Annotated in this window: 21 protein-coding genes; 1 reads left to right on the top strand and 20 read right to left on the bottom strand. The window is 71.3% G+C overall.

Annotated elements, in window-relative coordinates:
* Nucleotides 1–14: 14 nt before the first annotated feature.
* The 19 genes from AAW13_RS21230 to AAW13_RS21320 all read right to left on the bottom strand — a co-directional run bounded on the left by AAW13_RS21230 (nucleotide 15) and on the right by AAW13_RS21320 (nucleotide 20123).
* On the bottom strand, nucleotides 15–845 hold the full coding sequence (locus AAW13_RS21230) for a sulfurtransferase (protein WP_046729412.1): 831 nt from the start codon (nucleotides 843–845) through the stop codon (nucleotides 15–17).
* The gene (locus AAW13_RS21235) at nucleotides 838–1887 is read right to left on the bottom strand and encodes an LLM class flavin-dependent oxidoreductase (RefSeq protein WP_046729411.1); all 1050 of its coding nucleotides are present in this window, start codon (nucleotides 1885–1887) and stop codon (nucleotides 838–840) included. Before AAW13_RS21235 ends, AAW13_RS21230 begins: the two co-directional genes overlap by 8 nt.
* Entirely contained in the window at nucleotides 1878–3587 is a 1710-nt protein-coding gene (locus AAW13_RS21240) for a dipeptide ABC transporter ATP-binding protein (protein WP_338059056.1), read from the bottom strand. Before AAW13_RS21240 ends, AAW13_RS21235 begins: the two co-directional genes overlap by 10 nt.
* 308 nt (nucleotides 3588–3895) lie before the next feature.
* Nucleotides 3896–4768, bottom strand: a complete 873-nt coding sequence (locus tag AAW13_RS21245) for an ABC transporter permease (RefSeq protein WP_046729410.1) — start codon at nucleotides 4766–4768, stop codon at nucleotides 3896–3898.
* Complete coding sequence (locus AAW13_RS21250) at nucleotides 4765–5724, bottom strand: ABC transporter permease (RefSeq protein ID WP_079178885.1); 960 nt, start codon at nucleotides 5722–5724, stop codon at nucleotides 4765–4767. The genes AAW13_RS21245 and AAW13_RS21250 overlap by 4 nt, the downstream gene beginning before the upstream one ends.
* Before the next feature lie 12 nt (nucleotides 5725–5736).
* Nucleotides 5737–7341 (bottom strand): ABC transporter substrate-binding protein, encoded by a 1605-nt coding sequence (locus AAW13_RS21255; protein WP_046729485.1) that lies wholly within the window; start codon nucleotides 7339–7341, stop codon nucleotides 5737–5739.
* Between the two features lie 109 nt (nucleotides 7342–7450).
* Nucleotides 7451–8368, bottom strand: coding sequence for an LLM class flavin-dependent oxidoreductase (locus AAW13_RS21260; protein ID WP_046729409.1), 918 nt, complete (start codon nucleotides 8366–8368; stop codon nucleotides 7451–7453).
* Nucleotides 8369–8425: 57 nt separating this feature from the next.
* Nucleotides 8426–9448, bottom strand: a complete 1023-nt coding sequence (locus AAW13_RS21265; protein ID WP_046729408.1) for a methyltransferase — start codon at nucleotides 9446–9448, stop codon at nucleotides 8426–8428.
* 159 nt (nucleotides 9449–9607) lie between these two features.
* Nucleotides 9608–10060: a nuclear transport factor 2 family protein gene (locus AAW13_RS21270; RefSeq protein WP_046729407.1), complete on the bottom strand. Its 453-nt coding sequence runs from the start codon at nucleotides 10058–10060 to the stop codon at nucleotides 9608–9610.
* Nucleotides 10057–11547, bottom strand: a complete 1491-nt coding sequence (locus AAW13_RS21275; protein ID WP_046729406.1) for an FAD-dependent monooxygenase — start codon at nucleotides 11545–11547, stop codon at nucleotides 10057–10059. The genes AAW13_RS21270 and AAW13_RS21275 overlap by 4 nt, the downstream gene beginning before the upstream one ends.
* 5 nt (nucleotides 11548–11552) lie before the next feature.
* Nucleotides 11553–12242 carry an antibiotic biosynthesis monooxygenase family protein gene (locus AAW13_RS21280; RefSeq protein ID WP_046729405.1) on the bottom strand — a complete coding sequence of 230 codons (690 nt, stop codon included), beginning with the start codon at nucleotides 12240–12242 and terminating at the stop codon, nucleotides 11553–11555.
* A gap of 11 nt (nucleotides 12243–12253) precedes the next feature.
* On the bottom strand, nucleotides 12254–13585 hold the full coding sequence (locus AAW13_RS21285) for an FAD-dependent monooxygenase (RefSeq protein ID WP_107483372.1): 1332 nt from the start codon (nucleotides 13583–13585) through the stop codon (nucleotides 12254–12256).
* A 1-nt stretch (nucleotide 13586) separates the two neighbouring features.
* Nucleotides 13587–14534, bottom strand: coding sequence for an aromatase/cyclase (locus AAW13_RS21290; RefSeq protein ID WP_046729403.1), 948 nt, complete (start codon nucleotides 14532–14534; stop codon nucleotides 13587–13589).
* 35 nt (nucleotides 14535–14569) lie between these two features.
* Entirely contained in the window at nucleotides 14570–15358 is a 789-nt protein-coding gene (fabG, locus tag AAW13_RS21295; RefSeq protein ID WP_046729402.1) for a 3-oxoacyl-ACP reductase FabG, read from the bottom strand.
* Between the two features lie 18 nt (nucleotides 15359–15376).
* A complete protein-coding gene (locus AAW13_RS21300) occupies nucleotides 15377–15646 on the bottom strand; it encodes an acyl carrier protein (RefSeq protein ID WP_046729401.1) in 270 nt (89 codons plus the stop codon).
* Nucleotides 15647–15716: 70 nt separating this feature from the next.
* Entirely contained in the window at nucleotides 15717–16940 is a 1224-nt protein-coding gene (locus AAW13_RS21305) for a ketosynthase chain-length factor (protein ID WP_046729400.1), read from the bottom strand.
* Complete coding sequence (locus AAW13_RS21310; RefSeq protein ID WP_046729399.1) at nucleotides 16937–18208, bottom strand: beta-ketoacyl-[acyl-carrier-protein] synthase family protein; 1272 nt, start codon at nucleotides 18206–18208, stop codon at nucleotides 16937–16939. Before AAW13_RS21310 ends, AAW13_RS21305 begins: the two co-directional genes overlap by 4 nt.
* A complete protein-coding gene (locus tag AAW13_RS21315; RefSeq protein WP_046729398.1) occupies nucleotides 18205–18534 on the bottom strand; it encodes a TcmI family type II polyketide cyclase in 330 nt (109 codons plus the stop codon). Before AAW13_RS21315 ends, AAW13_RS21310 begins: the two co-directional genes overlap by 4 nt.
* 980 nt (nucleotides 18535–19514) lie before the next feature.
* Nucleotides 19515–20123, bottom strand: coding sequence for a TetR/AcrR family transcriptional regulator (locus tag AAW13_RS21320; protein ID WP_046729397.1), 609 nt, complete (start codon nucleotides 20121–20123; stop codon nucleotides 19515–19517).
* A gap of 56 nt (nucleotides 20124–20179) precedes the next feature.
* Here AAW13_RS21320 and AAW13_RS21325 point away from each other — a divergent pair, with 56 nt between their 5' ends.
* Entirely contained in the window at nucleotides 20180–21079 is a 900-nt protein-coding gene (locus AAW13_RS21325; protein WP_046729396.1) for an alpha/beta fold hydrolase, read from the top strand.
* 307 nt (nucleotides 21080–21386) lie between these two features.
* Here AAW13_RS21325 and AAW13_RS21330 read toward each other — a convergent pair whose 3' ends face one another.
* The gene (locus tag AAW13_RS21330; RefSeq protein ID WP_046729395.1) at nucleotides 21387–22181 is read right to left on the bottom strand and encodes a hypothetical protein; all 795 of its coding nucleotides are present in this window, start codon (nucleotides 22179–22181) and stop codon (nucleotides 21387–21389) included.
* Nucleotides 22182–22397: the final 216 nt, after the last annotated feature.

Genomic DNA, 22397 nt, shown 5'->3' on the forward strand with positions numbered 1-22397 from the left:
CGACCCGCCCGTCCCTACCCGGGCTCCACGCCGGTCGCCACCGGCCGGGACAGGTCCGCCGACCAGGCGGACCAGGAGCCCGGGTAGAGGGCCGCACCGGTGATGCCGGCGTGTTCGAGGGCCAGGAGGTCGTGGCAGGCGGTGACCCCGCTGCCGCAGTAGACGACGACATCGGCGCCGTCCTCGATTCCCAGCCCCCGGTAGTGTGCGCTCAGTTGCTCAGGCGCCAGGAAAGTGCCGTCCGGCGCGAGGTTCGCACTCCAGGGAGCGCTGTGGGCGCCGGGGATGTGGCCGGAACGGACATCCGTCGGCAGGACATGCACACCGGAGTACCGGTCCGCGGCACGGGCGTCGAGGACGATCGCGTCGCCCGCCGCGACCTGATCGGCGCTCCGCAGCGCCTCCTGGGGCCACTGCACCGGCGTCAGCCGCGCCCCGGGGAGCACGACGGCGCCGGTCTCGGTCTCGCCGGGCCAGCCGGTCAGCCCGCCGTCGAGCAGGGCAGCGGGCCGTCCGGTCCGGCGCAGCAGCCACACCAGCCGGGCGGCGTACGGCCCGCCGTCGGCGTCGTACGCGACCACCGTCGCACCGTCCCCGATGCCGAGCGCACCCAACGCTTCCGCGAACGACGCTGGTTGGGGCAGCGGGTGGCGCCCACCGGTCGCGTCGGGCGGGCCGGACAGGACCGTGTCGACGTCGACCCAGACCGCGCCGGGCAGATGGCCGCTGAGGTAGGCCGCGTAGCCGCTGCGGCCGTCCAGGAACCAGCGGACGTCGGCGAGCACGAGGGTGTCGCGGTGCGCGCCGACCCACTCGGCGTCGACCACGGGCGGCAGCTCAGGCACCGGTCACCGCCTCGGTCCCGAGACCGGCGACCTGGGGAAGGACCTCGGCTGCGGTCAGTTCGGCGGCCGCCTGGACCTCCGCGTACGGGATCCCGCCGACATCGATGGCGAGGAGGTGCAGGTCGTGGCCCCACAGTTCGTGCAGGCGGCCCAGTTTGTCGACGACCTCGGCGGGGCTGCCGCAGATCGCGGGCCCGTTGTCGCCGATGTACGTGTCGAAGTCCGGCGGGATCGTGAAGTGTGTGGTGCCGGGCTTCTTCACGGTCAGGTAGTTGTTCATGTAGGAGGCCCACACGGAGCGCGCCCGCTGGGACGTCTCCGCGACGAAGACATGGCTGGCGGCACCGAGCCTGCCGGGCGGGTCGGTGCGTCCGCTCTCCTGCCACAGGGCGCGGTAGGCGTCGAAGACCGGTACGAACGTGCCGGGTTCACGCGCGGTGGTCCCCACCACCAGCGGCAGCCCGTGTTCGACCGCGAGCCGCACGGACTCCGACCCCACACCGCCACTGATCCACAGCGGCGGCCTCTCCTGCAACGGCCGGGGTTGTACGGTGACTTCGGCCAGCGGCGGCCTGAACTCGCCGTGCCAGGTGACCCGTTCCTCGGTCCACAGCCGGATCAGCAGCTCGGTGTTCTCCCGTTTGCGCGCCGCCTTCGAGTCGGGGGACTGGCCGAACACCGCGTACGGCTCCGGGAAGAAGGAGCCGCCCGCGATGAGTTCGAGTCGGCCGCCGGACAGCAGGTCGACGAGCGCGTAGTCCTCGGCGACGAGCACCGGGTCGCGGTTGGCGACGAGCGTCGTCCCTGTCGCCAGCCTGATCGTCGTCGTGTGCTCCGCGATCGCGGCCAGCACCAGTGCGGGCGAGGAGATGACGTCCCGCTCCCCGAAGTGGTGCTCGCCGACGGTGTACCAGACGAACCCGGCGTCCTCCGCGTCGGCTGCCGCGCGCACCACGTCCCGCAGCCGCTGGCGCTGGGTGAGGGTCTTGCCGGTGAGCGGGTCGGGCAGAAGACTGCCGAACGTGATGAGCCCTAGCTGCATGGAATGTCCTCCGTCGCGCTGCGGCCCGGCACGGCGGCCAGCAGCTCCCGGGTGTAAGGGTGTCGCGGCGCCCTCAGCAGTTCCTCCGCGGGCCCGCTCTCCACGATCCGGCCGCCGCGCATGACCGCGATCCGGTCACTGACCTGTGCCACGACAGCCAGGTCGTGAGAGATGAACAGATAACTCAGCCCGTGCCGCTCCTGAAGCCCGACGAGCAGCTCCAGGATCCGGGCCTGAATGGTGACGTCGAGCGCGGACACCGGCTCGTCGCACACGAGCACTTCCGGCCCGAGCGCCAACGCCCGTGCGATGGCCACCCGTTGCCGCTGCCCACCGGACAGCTCGGCCGCCTTGCGCCGCTCCACGCCGGCCGGCAGCGCCACATCGTCGAGCAGCCGCCGCGCCTCTCCGCCCCACCGCGTCCTGTTCCCGATCCTGTGGTTGCGCAACGGCTCGGTCAGCAACTCCTCGACGGTGAAACGGGGGTTCAGCGAGGCGTACGGATTCTGATAGACAAGCTGGATTCGACGGTGCAGCGCCCGCCGCGCGGCTCCCCGCACGGTGGTGACATCGACCCCGTCCAGCAGCACCGTTCCGCTGTCGACCCGCTCCAGCCCGAGAATCATTCGCGCGGTGGTCGACTTCCCCGACCCGGACTCCCCCACCAGGCCGAGGGTCTCGGCTCTGCCCAGCTCGAACCCGACCCCGTCGACTGCGGTGTGCGTACGACGCCGTGACAGGACCGGCCCCCGGACGGGGAAGGCCCGGGTGAGACCGGTGACGATCAACAGGGGTGCTGTCGAAACCGGTTCGCCGGGGGTAGGTCGAGCAGCGCGGATTGCCGCACCCGCTGCCACGGGGTCAGCCGTGCGTGCGGAGGCGACGGGGGCCGGGGCGGAGCCTGTGCCGGAACGGTCACGCGGAGGCCGGGCCGTGAGGGTCGGTGCGTCCGCCAGCAGTCGGCGTGTGTACGGGTGTCGGGGGTCAGCGAGCACTCGCTGGGCAGGCCCCGACTCCACCACCCGTCCCTGCGACATCACCACCACGTGCTGCGCCCGGTCGGCGACCACTGCGAGGTCGTGGGTGACCAGGAGCATGGCGGTGCCGGTGGTGGTGACGACTTCCTGGAGGTGGTCGAGGAGTTGGCGCTGGACCGTGACGTCGAGGGCCGAGGTGGGTTCATCGGCGATGAGGAGGCGGGGGCGGGCGGCGGTGGCGATGGCGATGAGCACGCGTTGGCGCATGCCACCGGAGAGTTCGTGGGGGTACTGGCGGGCGCGTTGTGCCGGGTCGGGCAGTCCGGCCTCGGCGAGGAGGTCGACGGCTCGGGTGGGGGCCTCCCTGCGGGTGGCCAGGCCGTGTACCCGAAGCACCTCGGCGACCTGCGCGCCGACCGGCTTGACCGGGTCGAGACTGACGCCGGGGTCCTGCGGGATCAGGCCGACACGCCGCCCCCGCACCTCCCGCCATGCCCGCTCCCCGAGCCCGGTCAGCTCCTCGCCCTGGAGCCGGACAGAACCGCCCAGCACCACGCCCCCGGCCGGCAACAGCCCGACCAGTGCGTGGGCGGTACTGCTCTTCCCCGACCCGGACTCCCCCACCACGGCGGTGATCTCCCCGGCCGTCGCTCTCAGATCGAGCCCGTCCACAGCGAGGTGCGTACCATGCGCGCCGCGGTACCCGATCCGCAGGCCTCGCACGGCCAGCAGCGGATCCCCGGCCGACGCCCCGGGCGGAACCGCAGCGCGAGCACCGGGGCTCCCGGCCGCACCGTCAGCGCCCCCGGCCCCCGCACGAGAGCCCCGGTTCCTCGCCGAACCACGAGCGGAGAGGGCATGGTCCGGCGTCTCGTCACCGCCGTGCGCGGGAGAGGCACCAGTCGATACTGTCGCGTGGGCGCCAGGGACTTCGGTCGGGCCGTCATCGCACGCGGGACCCCGCGCCGACACGTCCGCGCGGGAACCGCGGCCCCTCGCCGAGTCGTGATCACGCACCGGTTCCACCGGATTCACCGATGCCTCCCTTCCGCTTCGAGTACTCGTGACAGCCGGTTCGCCGCGAGGACGACGACCGTGACGGTGAGACTGGGCAGGGTGGTCAGCCACCAGGCCGTGGCGAGGTAGTTGCGGCCGTCGGCGACGAGGGAGCCCCACTCGGGGGCCGGAGGCGGTTCGCCGTAGCCGAGGAAGCCGAGGCTGGAGACGGCGAGGACGACGAGGCCGAAGTCGAGGGCGGCCAGGGCCAGGACGGGGCCGATGGCGGACGGGAGGATGTAGCGGGGGAGGATGCGCCACCAGCGCGCACCGCAGAGGATGGCGGCCTCGACGTACGGTGCGGCTCGTACGCGCAGCACTTCCGCCCGCATGACTCGGGTGAACGCGGCGACACTGGTCGTGCCGATGGCGACGGCGATCTGACCGGTGCCCACGCCGAGCGCGGTGACAAGGGTGAGGGAGAGCAGGAGCGGCGGGACGGACATCGTGACCTCGACGGCCCGCATGATGAGCGCATCCGTCCAGCGGCCGAAGAACCCGGCGACGAGCCCGAGGATCAGTCCGCCGCCCAGGGCGATGAGGATGGCCAGGACGGTGGCGCGGAGCGACAGAGCCGCGCCGTGGACCACTCGGGCGTAGATGTCGCGGCCCAACTGGTCCGTTCCGAAGAGGTGTCGGGCGCTCGGCGGTCGGAAGCGGTCCGCCGGTACGCCGGTGACGGGGCTGCGGGAGGTGAACCAGTCCGGGACGAGGGCCCAGCCGAGGACGGTCCCGAGGACGAGGACGGAGAGCGTGACGCCGGGTGAGCGGAGTGGGGCCGAGAACACGCGGCGAAGTCGTGCGGGCTCCCGGACCGGCTCGACGGGCGACCGGGTCAGCGTCGTCATGCGGTCACCAGCCGTCCCGTGGCGCGGATGCGGGGGTCGAGCACCGGGTACAGCAGGTCGATCAGCAGGTTGACCACCGCGAAGGCCAGGGCGGCGACCACCACCACCCCTTGTACGACCGGCAGGTCCTGCGCGGAGACGGCGGACTGGGTGATGCGGCCCATGCCGGGCCGTGCGAAGACTGTCTCGACGACGACCGCACCGCCGATCAGCGAGCCGACGAGCATCCCGGCGACGGTCGCGGCCGGGATGGCCGCGTTGCGCAGCCCGTGGCCGAACAGGAGCCGGGTCCGGCCCGCGCCGGTGGCGCGGACGGTGTCGGCGTACGGCTCCTGGAGGGTCGTGTGGAGGGACTTGCCGAGGACCTGGGCGACCAGTGCGGCTCCCGGGATCGCCATGGTGCAGGCGGGCAGGATCACGCCGGCGAAGCCGCTGTCACCGAAGGAGGGGAAGAGGTGCCAGCGGAAGGAGAGGAGCTGGATCAGGACGAGTCCCACCCAGAAGGAGGGCAGCGACACCGCGAACGACGGAAGTGAGCGCAGGAGCTGGCGTAGGAGGGGGCTCGCGGTCAGGTTCGCGGCGACCCCGAGCAGCGTGCCCAGGGTCAGCGCGAGCAGCAGTGCGAGGGTGCCGACCTGGAGGGTCGGTGGGACGGCGTCGGCGATCATGCGGGAGACCGGCTGCCCGGTCTGGAGGGACGCGCCGAGGTCGCCGTGGAGCGCGCCGGCGAGGGCGGAGCCGTACTGGACGATCAGCGGCCGGTCGAAGCCGAGTTCCGCGCGGGCCTGGGCGACCTGCCGCGGTGACAGTTCGGCGAAGCCGCCGCGTCCGCTGAGCATGAGCGCGACCGGGTCGCCTGGCAGCAGTCGCAGCGCGACGAAGGTGAGGGTGAACGCGGCCCAGACGACGAACACCGCGCGCAGTGTCCGGGTGGCCGTGTACAGGGCCGTGTGCACAGTCGACCCCCCTCAGCCCAGCCAGGCGTCGTACAGGTCGAACCGGTTGGAGGCGTCGAGGGTGAAGCCCCTGACCTTGTCGGAGACGCCGTGGACCTGGGCGCCCTCGTAGAGCGGGACGGTGTCTGCGTGGTCCAGGATCCAGCGGACCGCGTTGGACACGGCGGTCTGGCGGGTCTTCGTGTCGGTCGCCGCGGCCTCCTGCTCCAGGTAGGTGTCGAGTTCACTCGCCGGCAGATGCCAGAGGTTGGCGCTCTTGCTGTAGAAGATGGTGCGCAGCACGTCCGGGTCGGCGCGGGTGACACCGACGGCGGTGAGGTCGAAGTTGCCCTTCTGCTGCTGCTCGACGTAGACGGCCGGGGTGACGGCCTTCAGCTTCAGGTCGACGCCGATCTTCCGGAGTTGCTGCTGCACGGCCTCGTTCGCGGGCGGCATCGGCGCGGGGATCAGCCAGGTGAGGGCGAGCGGCTTGCCGGCCTTCTCCCGGATGCCGCTCTTGCCCGCGTTCCAACCCGCGCTGTCCAGCAGGGCTTTGGCGCCCTGTGGGTCGTATCGGAGTCTGTCGGAGAAGTCCACGTAGTACGGCGTCGTCGAGGACAGCACGCTCGTGGCGGGCTTGTACGAGTGACTGAACACCGAGTCGACGAGCCCTTGCCGGTCGATGCCCTTGAGGAGCGCCTCGCGGACCTTCTGGTCAGCGAGGATTCCCCGGTGGTTGAGGGAGAGCGGCGGTACGAGCCCGGGTCCCGGCGCCGACAGGACGCGGAAGCCGTTGCCCTTGAACTGGGCCTCGTCCGTGGGCTGTAGTGCTTTGGCGATGTCCACCTGACCGGAGGAGAGGGCGCCGGTACGGGCGCCGGCCTCCGGGATGAACGTGAACTTCACCTCGCTGAGGTAGGCGGCGCCCTTGTGCGTGGCGAGGGACGACGGCCAGGCGTAGTCCGCCCGCTTCTTCAGTACGGCTTCCTGGTTGGTGGTGTAGTGGTCCAGGACGTACGGGCCCGAGCCGATGAACTTGCCCCGGCAGCGGTCGGCGGCCGAGGCCGTGAACGATGCGGGCGACAGGATCCCCAAGCCGACGGTCGACGTCGCCTGGAGGAACTGGGCGTTGGCCGTGGCGAACTTGACGGTGAGGGTGTGCGCGTCGGTGACGGTCGTGCCCCGGTAGCCGATCAGATAGCTGGGGGCGCCGTTCGCGGGCAGCTTCACCAGGTTGTCGAACGTGGCCTTCACGGCCGCCGCGTCGACGGGCTTGCCGTCGCTGAAGGTGACGCCGTCGCGCAGCACGAACGTGAAAGCGCTGCCGTCCGCGCTGGTCGTGAACGACTTCGCCAGCCACGGCACGATCTTGCCGGACTTAGGATCCTGAGCGGTGAGCGAGTCGACCACGGACCGGGTGATGTCGACCGCGCTGATCTGCCCCGTCTGCTGCGGATCCAGGCACCCCGGATCCGCCTCGGCCCCGACCAGCAGTGTCCCCCCGTCGCGCGGCGCCCCGTCACTCGTACCGCCCGAGTCCCCGCCCCCGCCCGAACACGCGGCGACGGGCAGGACGACCGCGAGCAGCGCGCCCGCGAGACGAAGCCGACGGCGCGAGCGGGTGGTTCTGGTGGGCATGTCAGGACCTTTCTCGAAGGGACTCGGGTTCTCGAAGGACTCGGGGGAATCGGCGGGCGGGGTCGGGGCGCGCCCGATGAACGCCACGCGACAGCGGACGCGGTGCCGGTCACCGGTCCTTGGCGACCGCCTCCCGCACGGCCGGCACGATCTCCTCGGCCCACCGGCCGAGGCCGACCTGGCCCGAGGGGTCACCGGAAGCGAAGTACACGAACCCGGATGCGCCGTGTTCGAGGACGGCCTCGGTCAGTTCGGTGATCCACTGGCCGACGGAACCGCCCAGCCACCGCCCGGACGAGTCGCGCGGGGCGTTGACGGGGGCGTCGGTGATCCGGGCCGGCAGGTTGAAGACGGTCACGATGTCCGCGGGGTCACGGCCGACGGAGCGCGCGGCTTCCTCGACCAGCGGCCGTGAGCTGCGGTACCGCTCGCTGTGCCAGTCCGCCGCGTTGCCGGGGATCCATCCGTCCGCCGAACGCCCGGTGACCGCGAGGGACTTGGGGCCCACGGACCCCGTCCAGACCAGCGGAGCGGGCACCGGCGCCGGGTCGAGCCCGACGACCTGGGTGAACTCGCCGTCCAGGGTGACCGGAGCCGGGCCGTCGGACAGCGCCCGCACCAGGCCGATGGCCTCCTCCAGAGCGCGTACGGCGGCGGCCGGGTCGAGCCGGGTGACACCGAAGCGGGCGATGTCGTCCCAGTAGCCGCCCGCGCCGATGCCGAGGACGACCCGGCCCCCGGAGAGCGCGGACAGCGTCGACAGGGTGCGGGCCAGCAGCGGCACCGGGCGGGTCGGCAGGTTGGTGACGGTCGTGACGCCGGTGATGCTCCGGGTCCGGCCGAGGAGCAGGCCGAGCGTGCTGTACGCCTCCAGCCGGTCGCCGTAGTACGGGTGGTCGGACAGGGCGAAGAAGTCGAGCCCCGCCCGGTCGGCGTACTCGACCCGGCGTACGACGTCCGGCGCGTCGTCGACGGCGACCCCCGGTCCGATCCCGAACCACAGTCTGCGTGCGAGCCGTTCTGTCATCTGCTTCTTTCCTCGGTACGGATTTCAGTGGGCGCCACGGAAGACACACATCCCGTGTCAGACCCGTACGGCTTCGATCACGCTGCAATGCCCGCCCGGCACGACCCGCGCCAGCTTGAGCCCCGAGTCCGCCAGCAGCGCCTCGAACTCACCGGCCGTACGTTGCTGTCCCCCGGCGACGACCAGCATGTCGAGGTCCATCAGGGAGATCGTCGGCGACGGCCGGGGCCGGTCCGGCAGCACGGCCTCGACCAGCAGTACGTGTCCGCCGTCGGCCAGCGCGGCACGCGCGTTGGTCAGGATGCGCCGGGACTGCTCGTCGTCCCAGTCGTGGATGATGTTGGAGAGGATCACGGCGTCACCGCCGCCGGGCACGGACTCGAAGAAGTCCCCGGCGACCAGCTCCGCCCGGTCGGCCACCCCGGTGTCCCGCAGCGGCTGCCCGGCCGAGGCGATGACCTCGGGCCGGTCGTACAGGATCCCACGCGTCCCGGGCGCGGAGGCGAGGACGGCGGCCAGCAGCGCGCCCCGCCCGCCGCCCGCGTCGACGACCGTCGAGAACTTCCCGAAGTCGTAAGCGGCGACGACCGGCGCGATGATCTGCCGCGACGCCTCGGTCATGGCCCGGTCGAAGACGCCGAGTACGTCGGGGTGGTCGTGCAGGTAGTCCCAGACGGACTTGCCGAGCACCTGGGGGAAGGCGGTGTGCCCGGTGCGTACGGCGTCCGCGAGGCCGGCCCAGGCGTGCCGTTCGGCGGGCAGCCCGGTCCAGATCGCGAAGTTGCGCAGGCTGACCGGGCTGTCCGCGCGCAACGCGTCCCCCAGCGCGGTCAGTTCGAAGACCTGGTCGTCGTGTTCGGTGAACAGGCCGATGTCGGCGCCGGCCCGCAGCAGCCGGTAGAGGCTGGGCGCGTGGGTGTCGGTCGCGGCGGCGAGTTCGGCGACCCGTCGGGGGCCTCGGGCGAGCGCGTCGGCGACGCCGAGTTCGGCGGTCGCGCTGACCGCCTGGGCGAGCCATCCTGCGGTGACTATCTGCAACACCTGTGCTTGCAGCGGCAGTTCACTGGTGTCTGGGGGCATGACGGAGCTTCCTCCTTGGCGGCGGGGTCAGCCGGTTGGGGGTCCGACCGGGACGCACCGACAGGCTCACCTGAAGTGTGTTGGGGCCGGTCGGGTGGTACAAGCCGGGCTGATGTCAGGTCTTTGCGCGGTACGTCAGATCTCTGCAAAGTCGCCGTATCAGTGCCCTGGCGCGCCCTGCGGGCCCTGCCCTTCGTGCCACACCAGGTCGAAGACGAAGCGGTCGATGCGCCAGCCGTCGGCGGTCCGCACCGCACCGGCGTCGTAGTGCCCGCCGATGGTGAAGTGGACGCCGGGCTCGGCGGCCTTGCGGACGTGTACGGCGGTCAGGTGCGCGCGGATCGTGGCCCGGTCCCCGTCGACGTCGATGGAGTAGTTGGTCGCGGTGTGGTGGGTGCGCTCGAAGGTGGCACGGGCCATCTCCTGGAATTCGGTGAGGCCCGCGATCCCCTTGTACTCGCCCATGGGGAAGGTGAGGTGGACGTCGTCGGTGAAGACGCCGCCGAACCAGTCGTCGCGGTGCCGGTCGCGGTCGAGGTGGGTGACGTAGCGGTCGGCGAGGGCGGTGAGGTCGGCCCTGTCCCGCAGGTCGGCAAGGGTCTTTTCGCTCATGCCGGTACTGCCTTCCGGTCGTTGACGGGTCCGAACCAGCGGTGCAGGGCCTCGGTGAGCCCCTCGCCGCCGGGTGCGGCGGACACCCACGCGGCGTGCCCGTCGGGGCGGATCAGCAGGGCGTGCAGGCCGCCCAGTTCGTCGTACGGGTCGTCGATCGGCTTGGCGGTCGTGACGGTCACCCGGTCGTGCCAGGGGGCGGCGGCCGTGCGGATCTCCAGGTCGTCGGCAAGGTCGAGGAGGACGCCGCGCGCGGGGTGCAGGAGTTGGGCGGTGCTGATCTGTCCGGCGGACCCGACCAGGGCGCGGGGAGCGACGCGCCCGCCGGTCAGCGGGTGGCCGCCACCGAGGTCGTACCGGACGTCGATACCGCTCACCGCGCCGGCGAGATGACGTTTGACGTCGTCGTACGCGATGAGTTCGGCGAACAGGGCGCGCAGCGGGTCGGACTCCCGGCCACCGAGGAACACCGTGCCCTGGGCGCGGGTGTTCAGCAGCAGGCGGGCGCCGACCGGGTGGCGTTCGGCGTGGTAGGTGTCCAGGAGGCCGGGGTGGGCGCGGCCGGTGACCTCGGCGGCGAGTTTCCAGCCCAGGTTGACGGCGTCCAGGATGCCGGTGCTCATGCCCTGGCCGCCGGCCGGAAGGTGGATGTGGGCGGCGTCCCCGGCGAGCAGGACCCGGCCCGCGCGGTAGGCGGCCGCCTGCCGGGTGGCGTCGGCGAAGGAGCTGACCCACTCGGTGTCGGCCCCGGCGATGTCCTCGCCGGTGAGCCGCAGCCAGGCGGCCGCGACCTCGGCGAACGTGACGGGCTCCGCATCCTCGCGGGGCGGGGCGCCGTCCGGGCAGACGATGATGCGGTCGACCTCGTCGGTCAGGGGCGCCGCCATCACCATGCCGTGTTCCAGGCGCTCCCCGAGCGGACGGGGCCGCAGTTTGCGGCCCACCACGTCCGCGAGGTACATCACACGGGCGGCCGGTGTGCCGGGGAAGGCTATCCCGGCGGCCTCCCGCACCGGGCTGTGTCCGCCGTCGGCGCCCACGAGGTAGGCGGCGCGCAGCCGCCCAGGCCCTTGGGGGGTGCGTACGGTGATCTCCACCGCCGAGTCACCGGCCTCCAGCCCGGTGAACTCCCACCCCCGGTGGACGACCGCGCCGAGTTCGACCGCCCACTCCTCCAGCACCGCCTCGGTACGCGATTGCGGTATCCCCCGGGCCCCGAAGTGGGCGCCCGGCAGGACGGTGTAGTCGAACCGCACCCCGCCGAAGTGGCCGACGGGGCTGATGTCCGGCGTCCCGAAGCGCGGCAGCAGTCCCCGCTGGTCGAACGCCTCCATGGCGCGGGCGGTGAATCCAAGTCCCCGGGACTGTCCGGTGGGCTCGGCCAGCCGCTCGACGACTGTCACGCGCGCGCCGCCCAGGCGCAGTTCACCGGCGAGTGTCAGCCCGGTCGGGCCCGCGCCGACGACGATCACGTCGGTGTCCGCCATGCCGGTCAGTCCTTCGTCGACAGCGCCGACCGGGAGTGTGTCACCCGGTAGGTGTTGGCCTGGCGTCCGGTGACGAGGGACCGAGCCCGCTCCCGGCCCTGGCGGATGCCGGCCGGCCGCTGCTCCTCGGGAAGGGTGTGGAAGGCGTCGTACGTCTCCTTGCTGTCCCACTGGGCGTAGTTGACGACGTACGTGCCGTCCAGGCCCCGGAAGTAGGTGTGCGAGCGGTAGCCGGGCACGGTCTTGATCCACTCGTCCGGTTCGGCCAGGGTCTCCAGGAGGTCCTTCTGGTCCTCGGGGCGTGTGTCGAAGACGATCACGACGGTGTAGTCGTCGCGTTCAGGTGAGATCTCGATGCCCCGGTCCAGCGCGGGGTGGTGCTGCGTGAAGGCCAGTTCGGTCTTCAGCAGGCGTACGGTCCGGGCGAGTTTGTGGAACAGCGGTACGGTCCTCTGCTGGAACTGCTGGCCCTCGTACCGGGCCTGGAGGTCGGCGGCGCTGCGCCACTGGATGTAGTTGACGGTGCCCGGCTCGTCCACACCCGAGTGCAGCGTCGAGGAGATCCAGCCGGGGTAGTCGGCGTGGTCGATGATGTCGCGCATCGCGTCGAGCACGTCGTCCTGGAGGGGCCGGGTGTCCGTCTCGAAGAGGTTGAAGACGGTCAGGTAGCCGTCGTCTGGCGAGATCAGGGGCATGGCGGGATTCCTTACGTCGGTGGTGGGCCGAACCAGCGGGCGAGCACCTCTTGCGGCGGCGGGTCGGACGGGTCCGCCCAGACGGTGTGCCCGTCGGGTCGTACGAGGGTCCAGTGCTCGGCGGGGGCGTAGGGGACGCCGTCCAGGATGTCGGCGGGGCCGAGGAGCAACCCCCGTCCGGTGCGCTGGAGTTCGATGCTGTGCGGCAGGCGGGCGCCGACGCCGTCGTAGCGGACGTCGAGGCCGCCGATCATCGCGGCGAGGTGGGCGCGGACCGGTTCGTGGCCGATGAGTTCGGTGAGCAGGGCGCGTACGGGTTCCACCTCGGGGCCGCCGAACAGCAGCAGCGCCTGCGCCTCGATGGTGGAGAGGGTACGCGCGCCGACCGGGTGGCGTTCGGTGTGGTAGGTGTCGAGGAGGCCGGAGTGGGCGCGGCCGGTGACCTCGGCGGCGAGTTTCCAGCCCAGGTTGAAGGCGTCGTGCAGGCCCAGGTTGAGGGCCTGGCCGCCGATGGGCGGCTGGCGGTGCGCGGCGTCGCCCGCGAACAGGACACGGCCGTGCCGATAGTGGGCGAGCTGGCGGGCCGTGTCGTCGAACGCGTTCACCCACAGCGGGGTGCCGCCGCTGACGTCCTCACCGGTGACCCGCTTCCAGGCGCGGGCGATCTCGTCGTAGGCGGGCGGCCCGGTCCGTACGGGCACCGGCGCGCCGTGCTCGTGCACCATCACGCGCGTCACCCCGTCGGCCCGGCGCGCGGCGACGGCCAGCCCGTCCGGCAGCCGTTCGAAGCGCCGGTCGGGGACCGCGATCCCTGCGACGTCGGCCCGCAGCAGCTCGCGCCGCGCGTCGTGGCCGGGGAAGTCCGCGCCGAGGAGACGGCGTACGGTGCTGTCCTCGCCGTCGCAGGCGACCAGCCAGGCGGCGCGCACGGCGTGATCGCCGGTCACGACCTCGACGTACGCGCCCGTGTCGGTGACCGCCCGCACCTCCTGCCCGCGCCGCACGTCGGCGCCGAGCCCGGCGGCCCAGCGCGCGAGCAGCCGTTCGGTGTCGAACTGGGGCACCTTCCACAGCCCCGGCCGGCTGCCGGGCAGTGTCAGGTCGACCGGGATCCCGGCGAAGTGCCCGCGCGAGTCACTCGCCGGGCTGTCGCCCCCCTCCCACAGCCCCCGGCTGTCGAGGATCTCCATCGTGCGGGCGTGGAGGGTCGAGGCCCGCGACTCGGTGGTGGGCTCTCCGAGCCGCTCCAGTACGACGACCTCGGCGCCGCCGAGGCGCAGTTCCCCGGCGAGCAGCAGCCCGACGGGGCCCGCGCCGACGACCACGACCTGCGTGTCGAGCACGTCAGCCCCGCTCACCCGCGAGCGTCTCGGCGTACGCCTTGGCGTGACCGAGGGTGGCGAGGCTGTTGGTGGACAGGGCGGTGTGGACGTACGTCCGGGCGTCGGCCACGGTCGCCTCGGGCCCGAGGACGGCGGCGATGTTGTCGGTGTTGAGACTGACGGTGTGCTGGGAGGAGGCGACGGTGCCGTCCCCGGTCTCCTCGAAGGTCCACACACCGGTGTGCAGGGTCAGCAGCGCTGGCAGGGTGACCTGCTTGTAGGCGATGCGGTGGTGGGGGAAGGTCACGCGGTACGACTTGGTGGTGTGCGTGGATCCGTCCTTGGCACGGGTGTCCATCTCGAGGGTCTGGAGTCCCGGGGTGTCCTCGGTGAGGCGTACGGACGCGACGTGCGGGAGTCGCTCGGCCCATCGGTCGGCCTCGTCGACGAAGTCGAAGAGGTCCTTGGCGGCGCCGGTGACGGTGACGCTGTCGGTGAAGGAGAACGTCAGGTCCTCGGCGGCGTGGGCGGCTTCGACGTTGGTGCGCAGCGCGGCGAGTTCGGAGCGGCTGTTGCGGTCGACGGCCTCGTCGATCCAGGCGAGCCCTTCCGGGTCGTCGTCGACCGCGCGGTAGTCGTGCGTGAGCCGGACCCGGGCCTGGTGGTCGCCGAGGGGTTCGATGATCCAGGCGCCTGCCATCGCGGCGACCGGCGGGGCGCTGATCTCCTGACGGAAGCTGATGCGCAGGACGTCCGGGTCCAGGGTGCGGCGGGAAATCCAGTGCTTGGCCTGGCCGCGTGCCGTGGCCCAGATCCGGATGCGTTCCTCAGCGCCGGTGTGCTCGACCCGGTCGACGTGGATGGTGGGCGGGAAGATCCGGGGCCAGTTCACCACGTCGGCGATGAGGCGGTAGACGGCCGCCGCGGGAGCGCTGACGGTGATTTCGTGCTCGACCTCACGGGTTGTCATGGTCGCGGTTCCTTCGTCGTGGTCGTGGGTCCTGGTCAGAAGTTGCCGAGGCCGCCGCAGACGTTGAGGGCCTGTGCGGTGATGGAGGCGGCGGTGTCGGAGGCGAGGTAGCCGACCAGGCCCGCGACTTCTTCCGGGGTGGAGTACCTGCCGAGCGGGATCTTCGCCTGGAACTTCTCCAGGATCGCGTCCTCGCTGGTGTCGTAGGCGGCGGCGTACCCCTGCCGGACCCGCTGCGCCATGGGCGTGTCGACATACCCGGGGCAGACCGCGTTGACGGTGATGCCGGTGGGCGCGAGTTCGTTGCCGAGGGCCTTGGTGAAGCCGACGACGCCGTGCTTCGACGCGGAGTAGGGGGCGCCCAGCACGACGCCCTGCTTGCCGGCCGTGGAGGCGATGTTGATGATCCGGCCCCTGTCCTTGTGACGCAGCCCGCCGGTGGTGAGGACCTCGCGGGTGAGCCGGAAGACGCTGGTGAGGTTCGTCTCGATGACGTCCTCCCACAGCTCGTCGGCGATGTCGGCGGTGACGCCGCCGCCGGACCGGCCCGCGTTGTTGACGAGTACGTCGATCGTCCCGAACCGCTCCAGCGCGGCCCGCACGAAGTCCCGTACGGCCTCGGGCTCGCGGACGTCGACGGTGGTACCGGCCACGTCGAGCCCCTCGGCGACGAGTTGCTTGACGGTGGCCTCGACGTTCTCCGCGTCGCGGGCACCGATGAACACGCGGTGCCCCTGGACGGCGAGCAGCCGGGCGACGGCCAGGCCGATGCCGCTGGTGGCGCCGGTGACGAGCGCGACGGGGCCGGTGGTGGTCGTGGTCATGGTGGCCTCTCAGACAGGTCAGACGGTGCGGGAGACGGTCAGCAGCTCGTTGACGGAGTCGATGAGGACGCGGGGGGTGAGCGCGTCGGTCAGCAGGTCGTCGTCGAGGGCGATGCCGTACGTGCGCTCGATCCGGCTGCCGGTCTCGAGGAGGGCCAGCGACTCGTAGCCGAGCGCGGTGAACTCGGTGTCGAGGACGTCACCGCCGAGGTCGACGCCCTCTTCGGCGCCGGCGGCCTCCAGAAGGATGTGCTTGAGATCGTCGAGGGTGAACGGGTCGGCAGACACGGGAGGGGTCCTTCCGGTGGGGGCTGAATGAGGGGCGCAAGCGGGGAGAGGGTCCTTCTGGGCGGGGCGGTCAGCGCGGCGCGGGCGCCCGCAGGACGAGGGCGGAGTTGAAGCCGCCGTATCCCCGGGCCAGGACCAGTGCGGTGCGCAGTCCGAGGTGGCGCGGCTGGTCGACGACGACGTCTATGTCGTACTCGGGGGAGAGCTTGACGTTGACGGTGGCGGGGACGATCCCGTCGCGCAGGGCGAGCAGGGCGGTGGCCAGGTCGAGGGGGGCGGCGCCCGAGTAGAGGCGGCCGGTCATCGTCTTGGGGCAGCTGACCGGGACGCCGCGCGCGCCGAAGACCTGGACGAGCGCGTCGGCCTCGGCACGGTCGAGGTCGAGGTCGCCGGCGGCGTCGGCGAACACGACATCTACGTCGGCGGGTTGGGCGCCCGCGTCGGCGAGGGCGAGTTCGACGGCCTTGCGCAGACCGGACGGACGCCCGCTGCCGGGCCTGGGGTCGAAGGTGGCGCCGTAGCCGGCGATCTCGCCGTAGGAGTGCGCGCCTCGTTCACGGGCGGCCTCGGCGGCCTCCAGGATCAGGATCGCGCCGCCCTCGCCGGGCACATAGCCGCAGGCGTCGCGGTCGAAGGGAAGGTAGGCGCGGGCGGGGTCCTCGCTGGTGCTGAGCCGACCGCCGGCGAGCTGCGCGACCCAGCCCCAGGGGCACAGGGAGGCGTCGACGCCTCCGGAGACGACAAGACGGGTGCCCTTGCGGATCAGCCGACGGGCCTGGGCGACCGCGTCGAGGCCGCCGGCCTGGTCGCTGACGACGACGCCGCTGGGGCCCTTCATGCCGTTGCGGATGGAGATCTGGCCGCTGTTGACGGCGTAGAACCAGGCGAAGGACTGGTACGCGGACACGTACTGGCTGCCCTGGCTCCACAGCTTGCGCAGCTCGTTCTGGCCGAACTCGAAGCCGCCGGACGCGCTCGCGGTGACCACGCCCATGTCGAAGGAGGCCAGTTCGTCGGGGCGTACGCCCGCATCGGCCAGGGCCCAGTCGGCGGCGGCGAGGGCGAGCCGGGTCATCCGGTCGGTCTGCGGGATGAGCCGGCCCGGGAGGTGCTCCTCGGCGGTGAACCCGGTGATCTCACCGGCGAGTTTCGCCGGGTAGCCGGAGGGGTCGAAGCGGGTGAGGCGGCGGATGCCGCTGCGGCCCTCCAGCGTGGCCGCCCAGTGCTCGCCTGTCCCGAGCCCGGTCGGCGAGGCGACGCCGAGGCCGGTCACCACGACGGTCGCCGTACTCACACCTGCTTCCTTTCCGGCTCGGCCAGCACCATCGCGCTCTGGAACCCGCCGAACCCGCTGCCGACGGTGAGCACCGTGTCGACGAGCTGGTCGCGGGCATCGAGCGGCACGTAGTCGAGGTCGCACTCGGGGTCGGGGGTGTGGAGGTTGGCGGTCGGCGGGACGACGTCGTACTCCATGGCCAGGACCGAAGCGGCGATCTCGATGGAGCCGATCGCGCCCAGGGAGTGGCCCACCATCGACTTGATCGAGCTGACCGGGGTGCGGTAGGCGTGTGCGCCGAGGCTGCGTTTGAACGCGGCCGTCTCGTGGCGGTCGTTCTGTTTCGTGCCCGAGCCGTGCGCGTTGATGTAGTCGACGGCCTCGCCGGGCAGCCGCGCCTCGTCGAGGGCGACCCGGATCGCCTCGGCCATCTCCGCGCCGTCGGGGCGCAGTCCGGTCATGTGGTAGGCGTTCGAGCGGGTCGCGTACCCGGCGATCTCCGCGTAGATGTGTGCGCCGCGCCTGCGGGCGCTGTCGAGTTCCTCCAGCACGAACACGGCCGCGCCCTCGCCGAGCACGAACCCGTTGCGGGTGCCGTCGAACGGGCGGGAGGCGTGGGCCGGGTCGTCGTGACGAGGAGTGGTGGCCTTGATCGCGTCGAAGCAGGCCATGGTGATCGGGGAGATCGGCGCGTCCGACGAGCCTGCGATCATGATGTCCACCGCTCCCTCACGGATCAACTCGGCGGCATACCCGACGGAGTCGATGCCCGAGGTGCACCCGGTGGACACCACGGTGGCGGGGCCCTCGGCGCCGACCGCCCAGGCGACCTCGGTGGCGAAGGAACTGGGCACCAGGTGGTCGTAGAGGTGTGGTGCCGCGTACGCGTGGTCGACGAGGGCGAGCCGGCCGCCGTCGCTGACGACGCGGTACTCCTCGTCCAGGCCCATCGTGGCGCCGACCGCGCTCCCGATGGTGACGCCGGTGCGGTAAGGGTCGAGGCCGGCGAACTCGATCCCGCTGTCCGCGACCGCGCCGCGCGCCGCGACCACCGCGAACTGGGCGGCCCGGTCCATCCGGCGCACCTCCTGCGGGGTGAGGCCGTGCTCGTACGGATCGAAGTCGATCTCGGCGGCGACGCGGGAGCGGAACGGCGCGGGGTCGAAGAAGGTGATTCCCCGAGTCGCCGTACGTCCCTCACTCAGGAGGCTCCAGAAGTTCTTGGCGCCCACGCCACCCGGCGCCAGCACCTCGAGCCCCGTGATGACGACGCGACGCGCGCTCACGCGGACGCCTCCCACGCATAGAACCGCTTCGCCATCGCGTCCGCCGGTGAGCGCCACGTCGCCGGGTCGTACGCCTCGATGAACGGCTTCAGGTCGTTGCTGATCCCGATGAACCGGGGGTCGGTCTTCGCCGCCTCGATCAGCTCTCCCCCGTTGTCCTCGTCGAAGTCCTGGAGGTGGAAGTACAGCCCCCGATAGTGAAAGAGCTGGCGCCGCCTGGTCCCCATCCTGTGCGGCATCTCGGTCGCGTCGAATTCGGCGAACAGGCCGGCCACGTGGGCGCTCGCGCCCGGTTCCAGCCTGGCGACGATCAATGTGCTGTGCATGCGCACCTACTCCCCGTGTGTAATGACCATGACATAACAGCAGGCATGTCGCGTGCCGCTTCTCCCACATGCCCACGCTGACCCGCGGCTTCAAGCCTCCTGGGCGCGGGGATCGCGTTCAAGGGAGGCCGGTTCAGGGCTTTGTCAGGGTCTTCCGGGGGACTGCACAGAAAGGTCAGACGGGTGCGGGCAACGACAGCGGGAGGTGTAGCGGGACAGAAGACCGCGGGGTGGGTCAGACGAGCGTCACGAGAGGGTGGGCGTGCTTCGCGGGGGTGTTCCGGCGAGCGGTACGGCCGAGGGCGACCGGAACAGCCATGGCGAGGCAACCAGCCCCCGCGATACCACCCCGGCGAGCGGGCCGGCCTCCGAGACGCGCCGGTCGGGGCGGCACGGATCCCTCGACGCCTGACCGCCGCACCGATCACGCCCACGACCTGGGCCGCGGCGACGAAGTCACCAGACACCTCGCGGTCTCCGAACGCCCCGTCAAAGGCCACGTCAGCCGCCTGCCGACGAAAGACCCGCTGCCGAGATCGCGCTCAAGCCGCCAGTCGTGGCCCGTCGCGCATTCCCGCCGTCACCACCGAGGCAACCAGTAGATGGGGGCGTTGCCCCGACCCCGGTGCCCGACCTCCGACGGAAACCCTGTCGCCGGCCGCTCCTCCGGCAGTGTGTCCCGCAGCTGCCCGCCCGAGGGCAGCGAGATCGGCGGCCCGACGGCGAGCCACAACAGCAGCCCGCCGGGGCCGGATTCGACGGCCCGTACGGGGGTCCTGGTGCTCAGGTGGCCGCCGCGTACAGGTCGCAGTGGAGTACGTGTCCGGGTTCGAAGTGCATGACGATCATGGTGTCGGCGCGATGTTGCACATCTGTGGCCCATCGTGCGGATTGAGGTCGGCCAGCCCCGATGAGGGCTGGCCGAGGCGCTTCCTGGCGAGCCGCCGGCTGCACCAAGGTCGCTGCGGAGTCGTTCCCGCCTATCGCGGCCCCGACGGTTCGGCCGGTCGATTCAGCACAGCCGAGCCACTCTTAGCGGCGACTGCGGCGACAGTTGCAAGGTCTTCGCCCGAGAAGCCGGCACGGCTGAGCACCGCCAGAGATTTGTTCGTTGCCAGCGTGCACAACGCCAGCTCGGCAGCCTCCTGCTCACCGGCCCCCGCCGCCAGCAACGCCTGCTCCAGCCTCGCCCGCAAACCGTCGATCATGGCGCGGACCAGCGCCCGGCCCTCCGCGTCAAGCGCCGGGAACTGTGTTGCCGACACCGTGAGCAGGCAGCCATCCGGGACCGCCGGGTCGGCGATTCGGTTCAGCGAGACCTGGAGGAAGGCGGCCACAACGGCGCTCGGGCTCGGGTGGGCGCCGGACAGTGCCTGTTCGTACAGCGGGTGGTAGGTCTGCGCGTACCGTTGGAGGCTTTTCCGGAAGAGGGCGCTCTTGTCGCCGAAGGTGCCGTAGAGCGAGCCCCGGCCCAGGCCCGTGCCCTCGGTCAGGCGATCGATCGAGGCCTCCGAATAACCCCAGCGCCAGAAGACGAGCATCGCGCGTCGTAGCGCCTCGTCCACGTCGAATTGCTTGCGGCCTGCCATGGTCCGTCAGCCTACACATCTTGTACCGATCGTTCAAAGATGGGTATGGTCGCCGCATGACAACCTTGAGTTCGTTGCGGCTGCCTGACGGATTCCTCGACGTCTTCACCAGCCAGCTCGTAGAGGTGAACGGGCTGCGACTGCACGCGGTCACCGGTGGGGACGGCCCGGCGCTGCTCCTGATCGGCGGGTGGCCCCAGACCTGGTACGCCTGGCGGGAGGTGATGCCCGCGCTCGCCCGCCGGCACACCGTCGTCGCCGTCGACTCGCGCGGAGCCGGGCTGTCCGACAAGCCCGACGACGGGTACGACGCCGGCACGCTGGCCGCCGATCTGGTCGCCTTGATGGCCGCGCTCGGGCACGATCGGTTCGACGTGGTCGGCCACGACATCGGCACGTGGACCGGATACGCCCTCGCCGCCGATCACCCCGAGCGGGTGGGCCGGCTCGCCATCCTCGAAGCACTGATCCCCGGACTCACGCCGTCCCCGCCGTTCTTCGGCCCGGCCGCGGCCAGCCTGAAGCTCTGGCAGTTCGGCTTCAACCGGCTCACCGACCTCAACGAGGAACTGGTCCGGGGACGGGAGCGGCTCTTCTTCGGCTGGCAGTTCGCCACCAAGGCCGCCACGCGGACCGCGATCCCCGAGTACGCCGTCGACGTCTACGTCGACGCGATCACCACGGATCCTCGCGCGCTGCGAGCGAGCTTCGCCTACTACCGGGCGTTGGACGAGACGATCGCGCAGAACGAGCGGCGCAGCAGGACCCGGCTGACCCTGCCGGTACTCGCCGTCGGCGGCGCGCTGTGGAGCGGCGCCGGTGCCGCCCAGACGATGAGGCTGGCTGCCGACGACGTCACGGAAGTAGTCCTCGACGACTGCGGCCACTACCCGGCCGAGGAACAGCCGGCACGATTCGCCGAGATCCTGGAGGACTTCCTCCTGGCCGACCGGTAGCGGCCCGCGGCATCACCCCGTCATCCGGCACCCACACCCCCGACCCGGCCGAAACACCCAAGGACAAGGGCTGGATGTCCAGGCCGTCAGTCCACCGTTCCGACGCGCCGTATGCCCCCACACGAACGGTTGAACCACCTCTCATTGCCACGACACAACGCGTCCCGGACGGCGAGCAGGTGGCTGGGTGGGCACTCAAATGCCCAGCCTGTTCGGGCGGTTAGCCGGGACCAGTTGCGGAAGTTGCCATGTGCCGCCTGGCGGTACGCGACTTGGAACCGAGACGCGAGTAGGCGGTACCGCGCGTTCAAGGGGCAGTTGGCTCTGCGGGGTGCAGCGCGATACGTGCCGCATGGATGAAGCCGGTGATCGCCTCGTCAAACGTAGGGACGTCGACAGGCGCCCGCTCGGACGGCTGGCAGAGCGTGGCCAGCATTCCTCCCGGTAGCTCGCAGGTGCTGAACAGATCTCGCAGCTCCTGCAACACCGCCTCCGAGCCGGCTTCCATCTCCGGGGTGCCAATGGTGCGCCAAAATCCCGTGGCGACGGGGATCAACTCCCAGATGCGCGTCACCTCTCGCCGGTGAACATGAGCACGGGCATCGATCTCGTGCATCGCGGCCATCCGGCGTGCGTGCTGTTCGTACACCAATGCCAGCAGAGTGGCGGAGTGCCGAAGGGTGACGGCCGCCTGCGCGACATCGTCAGGACCTTCCAGCCGCACCACCCAACCTCTGTGCGACATGTCCGTCTCCAGACCCCTCAACGCGGCGATACAAGCGAGGGTCTCCTCCTGCCCGGAGGCGCGGGAGAGATCGTTCTTGGCGCCATCGGTGTAGCTGAGGACCGATTGCAAGAAGGCTGCATAGGCCTCCCGCTGGACGCCGCGCCGCCACTGAAGGTGGTCGTTGTGACCCTGTGCTCGCGCGCCATCCAGCGCGGCCCGGTAGCTCGCGTCCGCCTGAGCCTGACCGGCGCGAGCGGTCTCCTCCGCTCCGCGCAGCGCCCCCTTCAACTGCCAACGTCCCATGACGAGCGATGCCGGGATGCCGACAACTGCGACGGCAGCCGCAGTCAACGCCGCGATTCCTTCGAGATCCATGAGTCACATGATCTACGCCCAGAGCGACTGCTGGTTCGGTGTTCTGCTCTTCTCGTACGCCGCTGGTTTTGGGCCGGGCGATCGCACGGAGACAAGGACCACGCAATGCGCGTTGCACAGCCGTCCACCGGTGGCGCGCGCCGGTGGCAGGTTGTTCCTGTGCTTGGCCTTGAGCGTCGCCAGGGTCTAGGCAGTTTCGTTTGGATCAGTCGGTCG

The organism is Streptomyces humi (assembly GCF_001005085.2).
GTDB classification, from domain to species: Bacteria; Actinomycetota; Actinomycetes; order Streptomycetales; family Streptomycetaceae; genus Streptomyces; species Streptomyces humi.

Coding starts and splice junctions, on each gene's coding strand:
- AAW13_RS21235 (WP_046729411.1), bottom strand. CDS start 1,887: ATGCAGCTAGGGCTCATCACGTTCGGCAGTCTTCTGCCCGACCCGCTC.
- AAW13_RS21245 (WP_046729410.1), bottom strand. CDS start 4,768: ATGACGACGCTGACCCGGTCGCCCGTCGAGCCGGTCCGGGAGCCCGCA.
- AAW13_RS21255 (WP_046729485.1), bottom strand. CDS start 7,341: ATGCCCACCAGAACCACCCGCTCGCGCCGTCGGCTTCGTCTCGCGGGC.
- AAW13_RS21260 (WP_046729409.1), bottom strand. CDS start 8,368: ATGACAGAACGGCTCGCACGCAGACTGTGGTTCGGGATCGGACCGGGG.
- AAW13_RS21265 (WP_046729408.1), bottom strand. CDS start 9,448: ATGCCCCCAGACACCAGTGAACTGCCGCTGCAAGCACAGGTGTTGCAG.
- AAW13_RS21270 (WP_046729407.1), bottom strand. CDS start 10,060: ATGAGCGAAAAGACCCTTGCCGACCTGCGGGACAGGGCCGACCTCACC.
- AAW13_RS21275 (WP_046729406.1), bottom strand. CDS start 11,547: ATGGCGGACACCGACGTGATCGTCGTCGGCGCGGGCCCGACCGGGCTG.
- AAW13_RS21280 (WP_046729405.1), bottom strand. CDS start 12,242: ATGCCCCTGATCTCGCCAGACGACGGCTACCTGACCGTCTTCAACCTC.
- AAW13_RS21290 (WP_046729403.1), bottom strand. CDS start 14,534: ATGACAACCCGTGAGGTCGAGCACGAAATCACCGTCAGCGCTCCCGCG.
- fabG (WP_046729402.1), bottom strand. CDS start 15,358: ATGACCACGACCACCACCGGCCCCGTCGCGCTCGTCACCGGCGCCACC.
- AAW13_RS21315 (WP_046729398.1), bottom strand. CDS start 18,534: ATGCACAGCACATTGATCGTCGCCAGGCTGGAACCGGGCGCGAGCGCC.
- AAW13_RS21320 (WP_046729397.1), bottom strand. CDS start 20,123: ATGGCAGGCCGCAAGCAATTCGACGTGGACGAGGCGCTACGACGCGCG.
- AAW13_RS21325 (WP_046729396.1), top strand. CDS start 20,180: ATGACAACCTTGAGTTCGTTGCGGCTGCCTGACGGATTCCTCGACGTC.
- AAW13_RS21330 (WP_046729395.1), bottom strand. CDS start 22,181: ATGGATCTCGAAGGAATCGCGGCGTTGACTGCGGCTGCCGTCGCAGTT.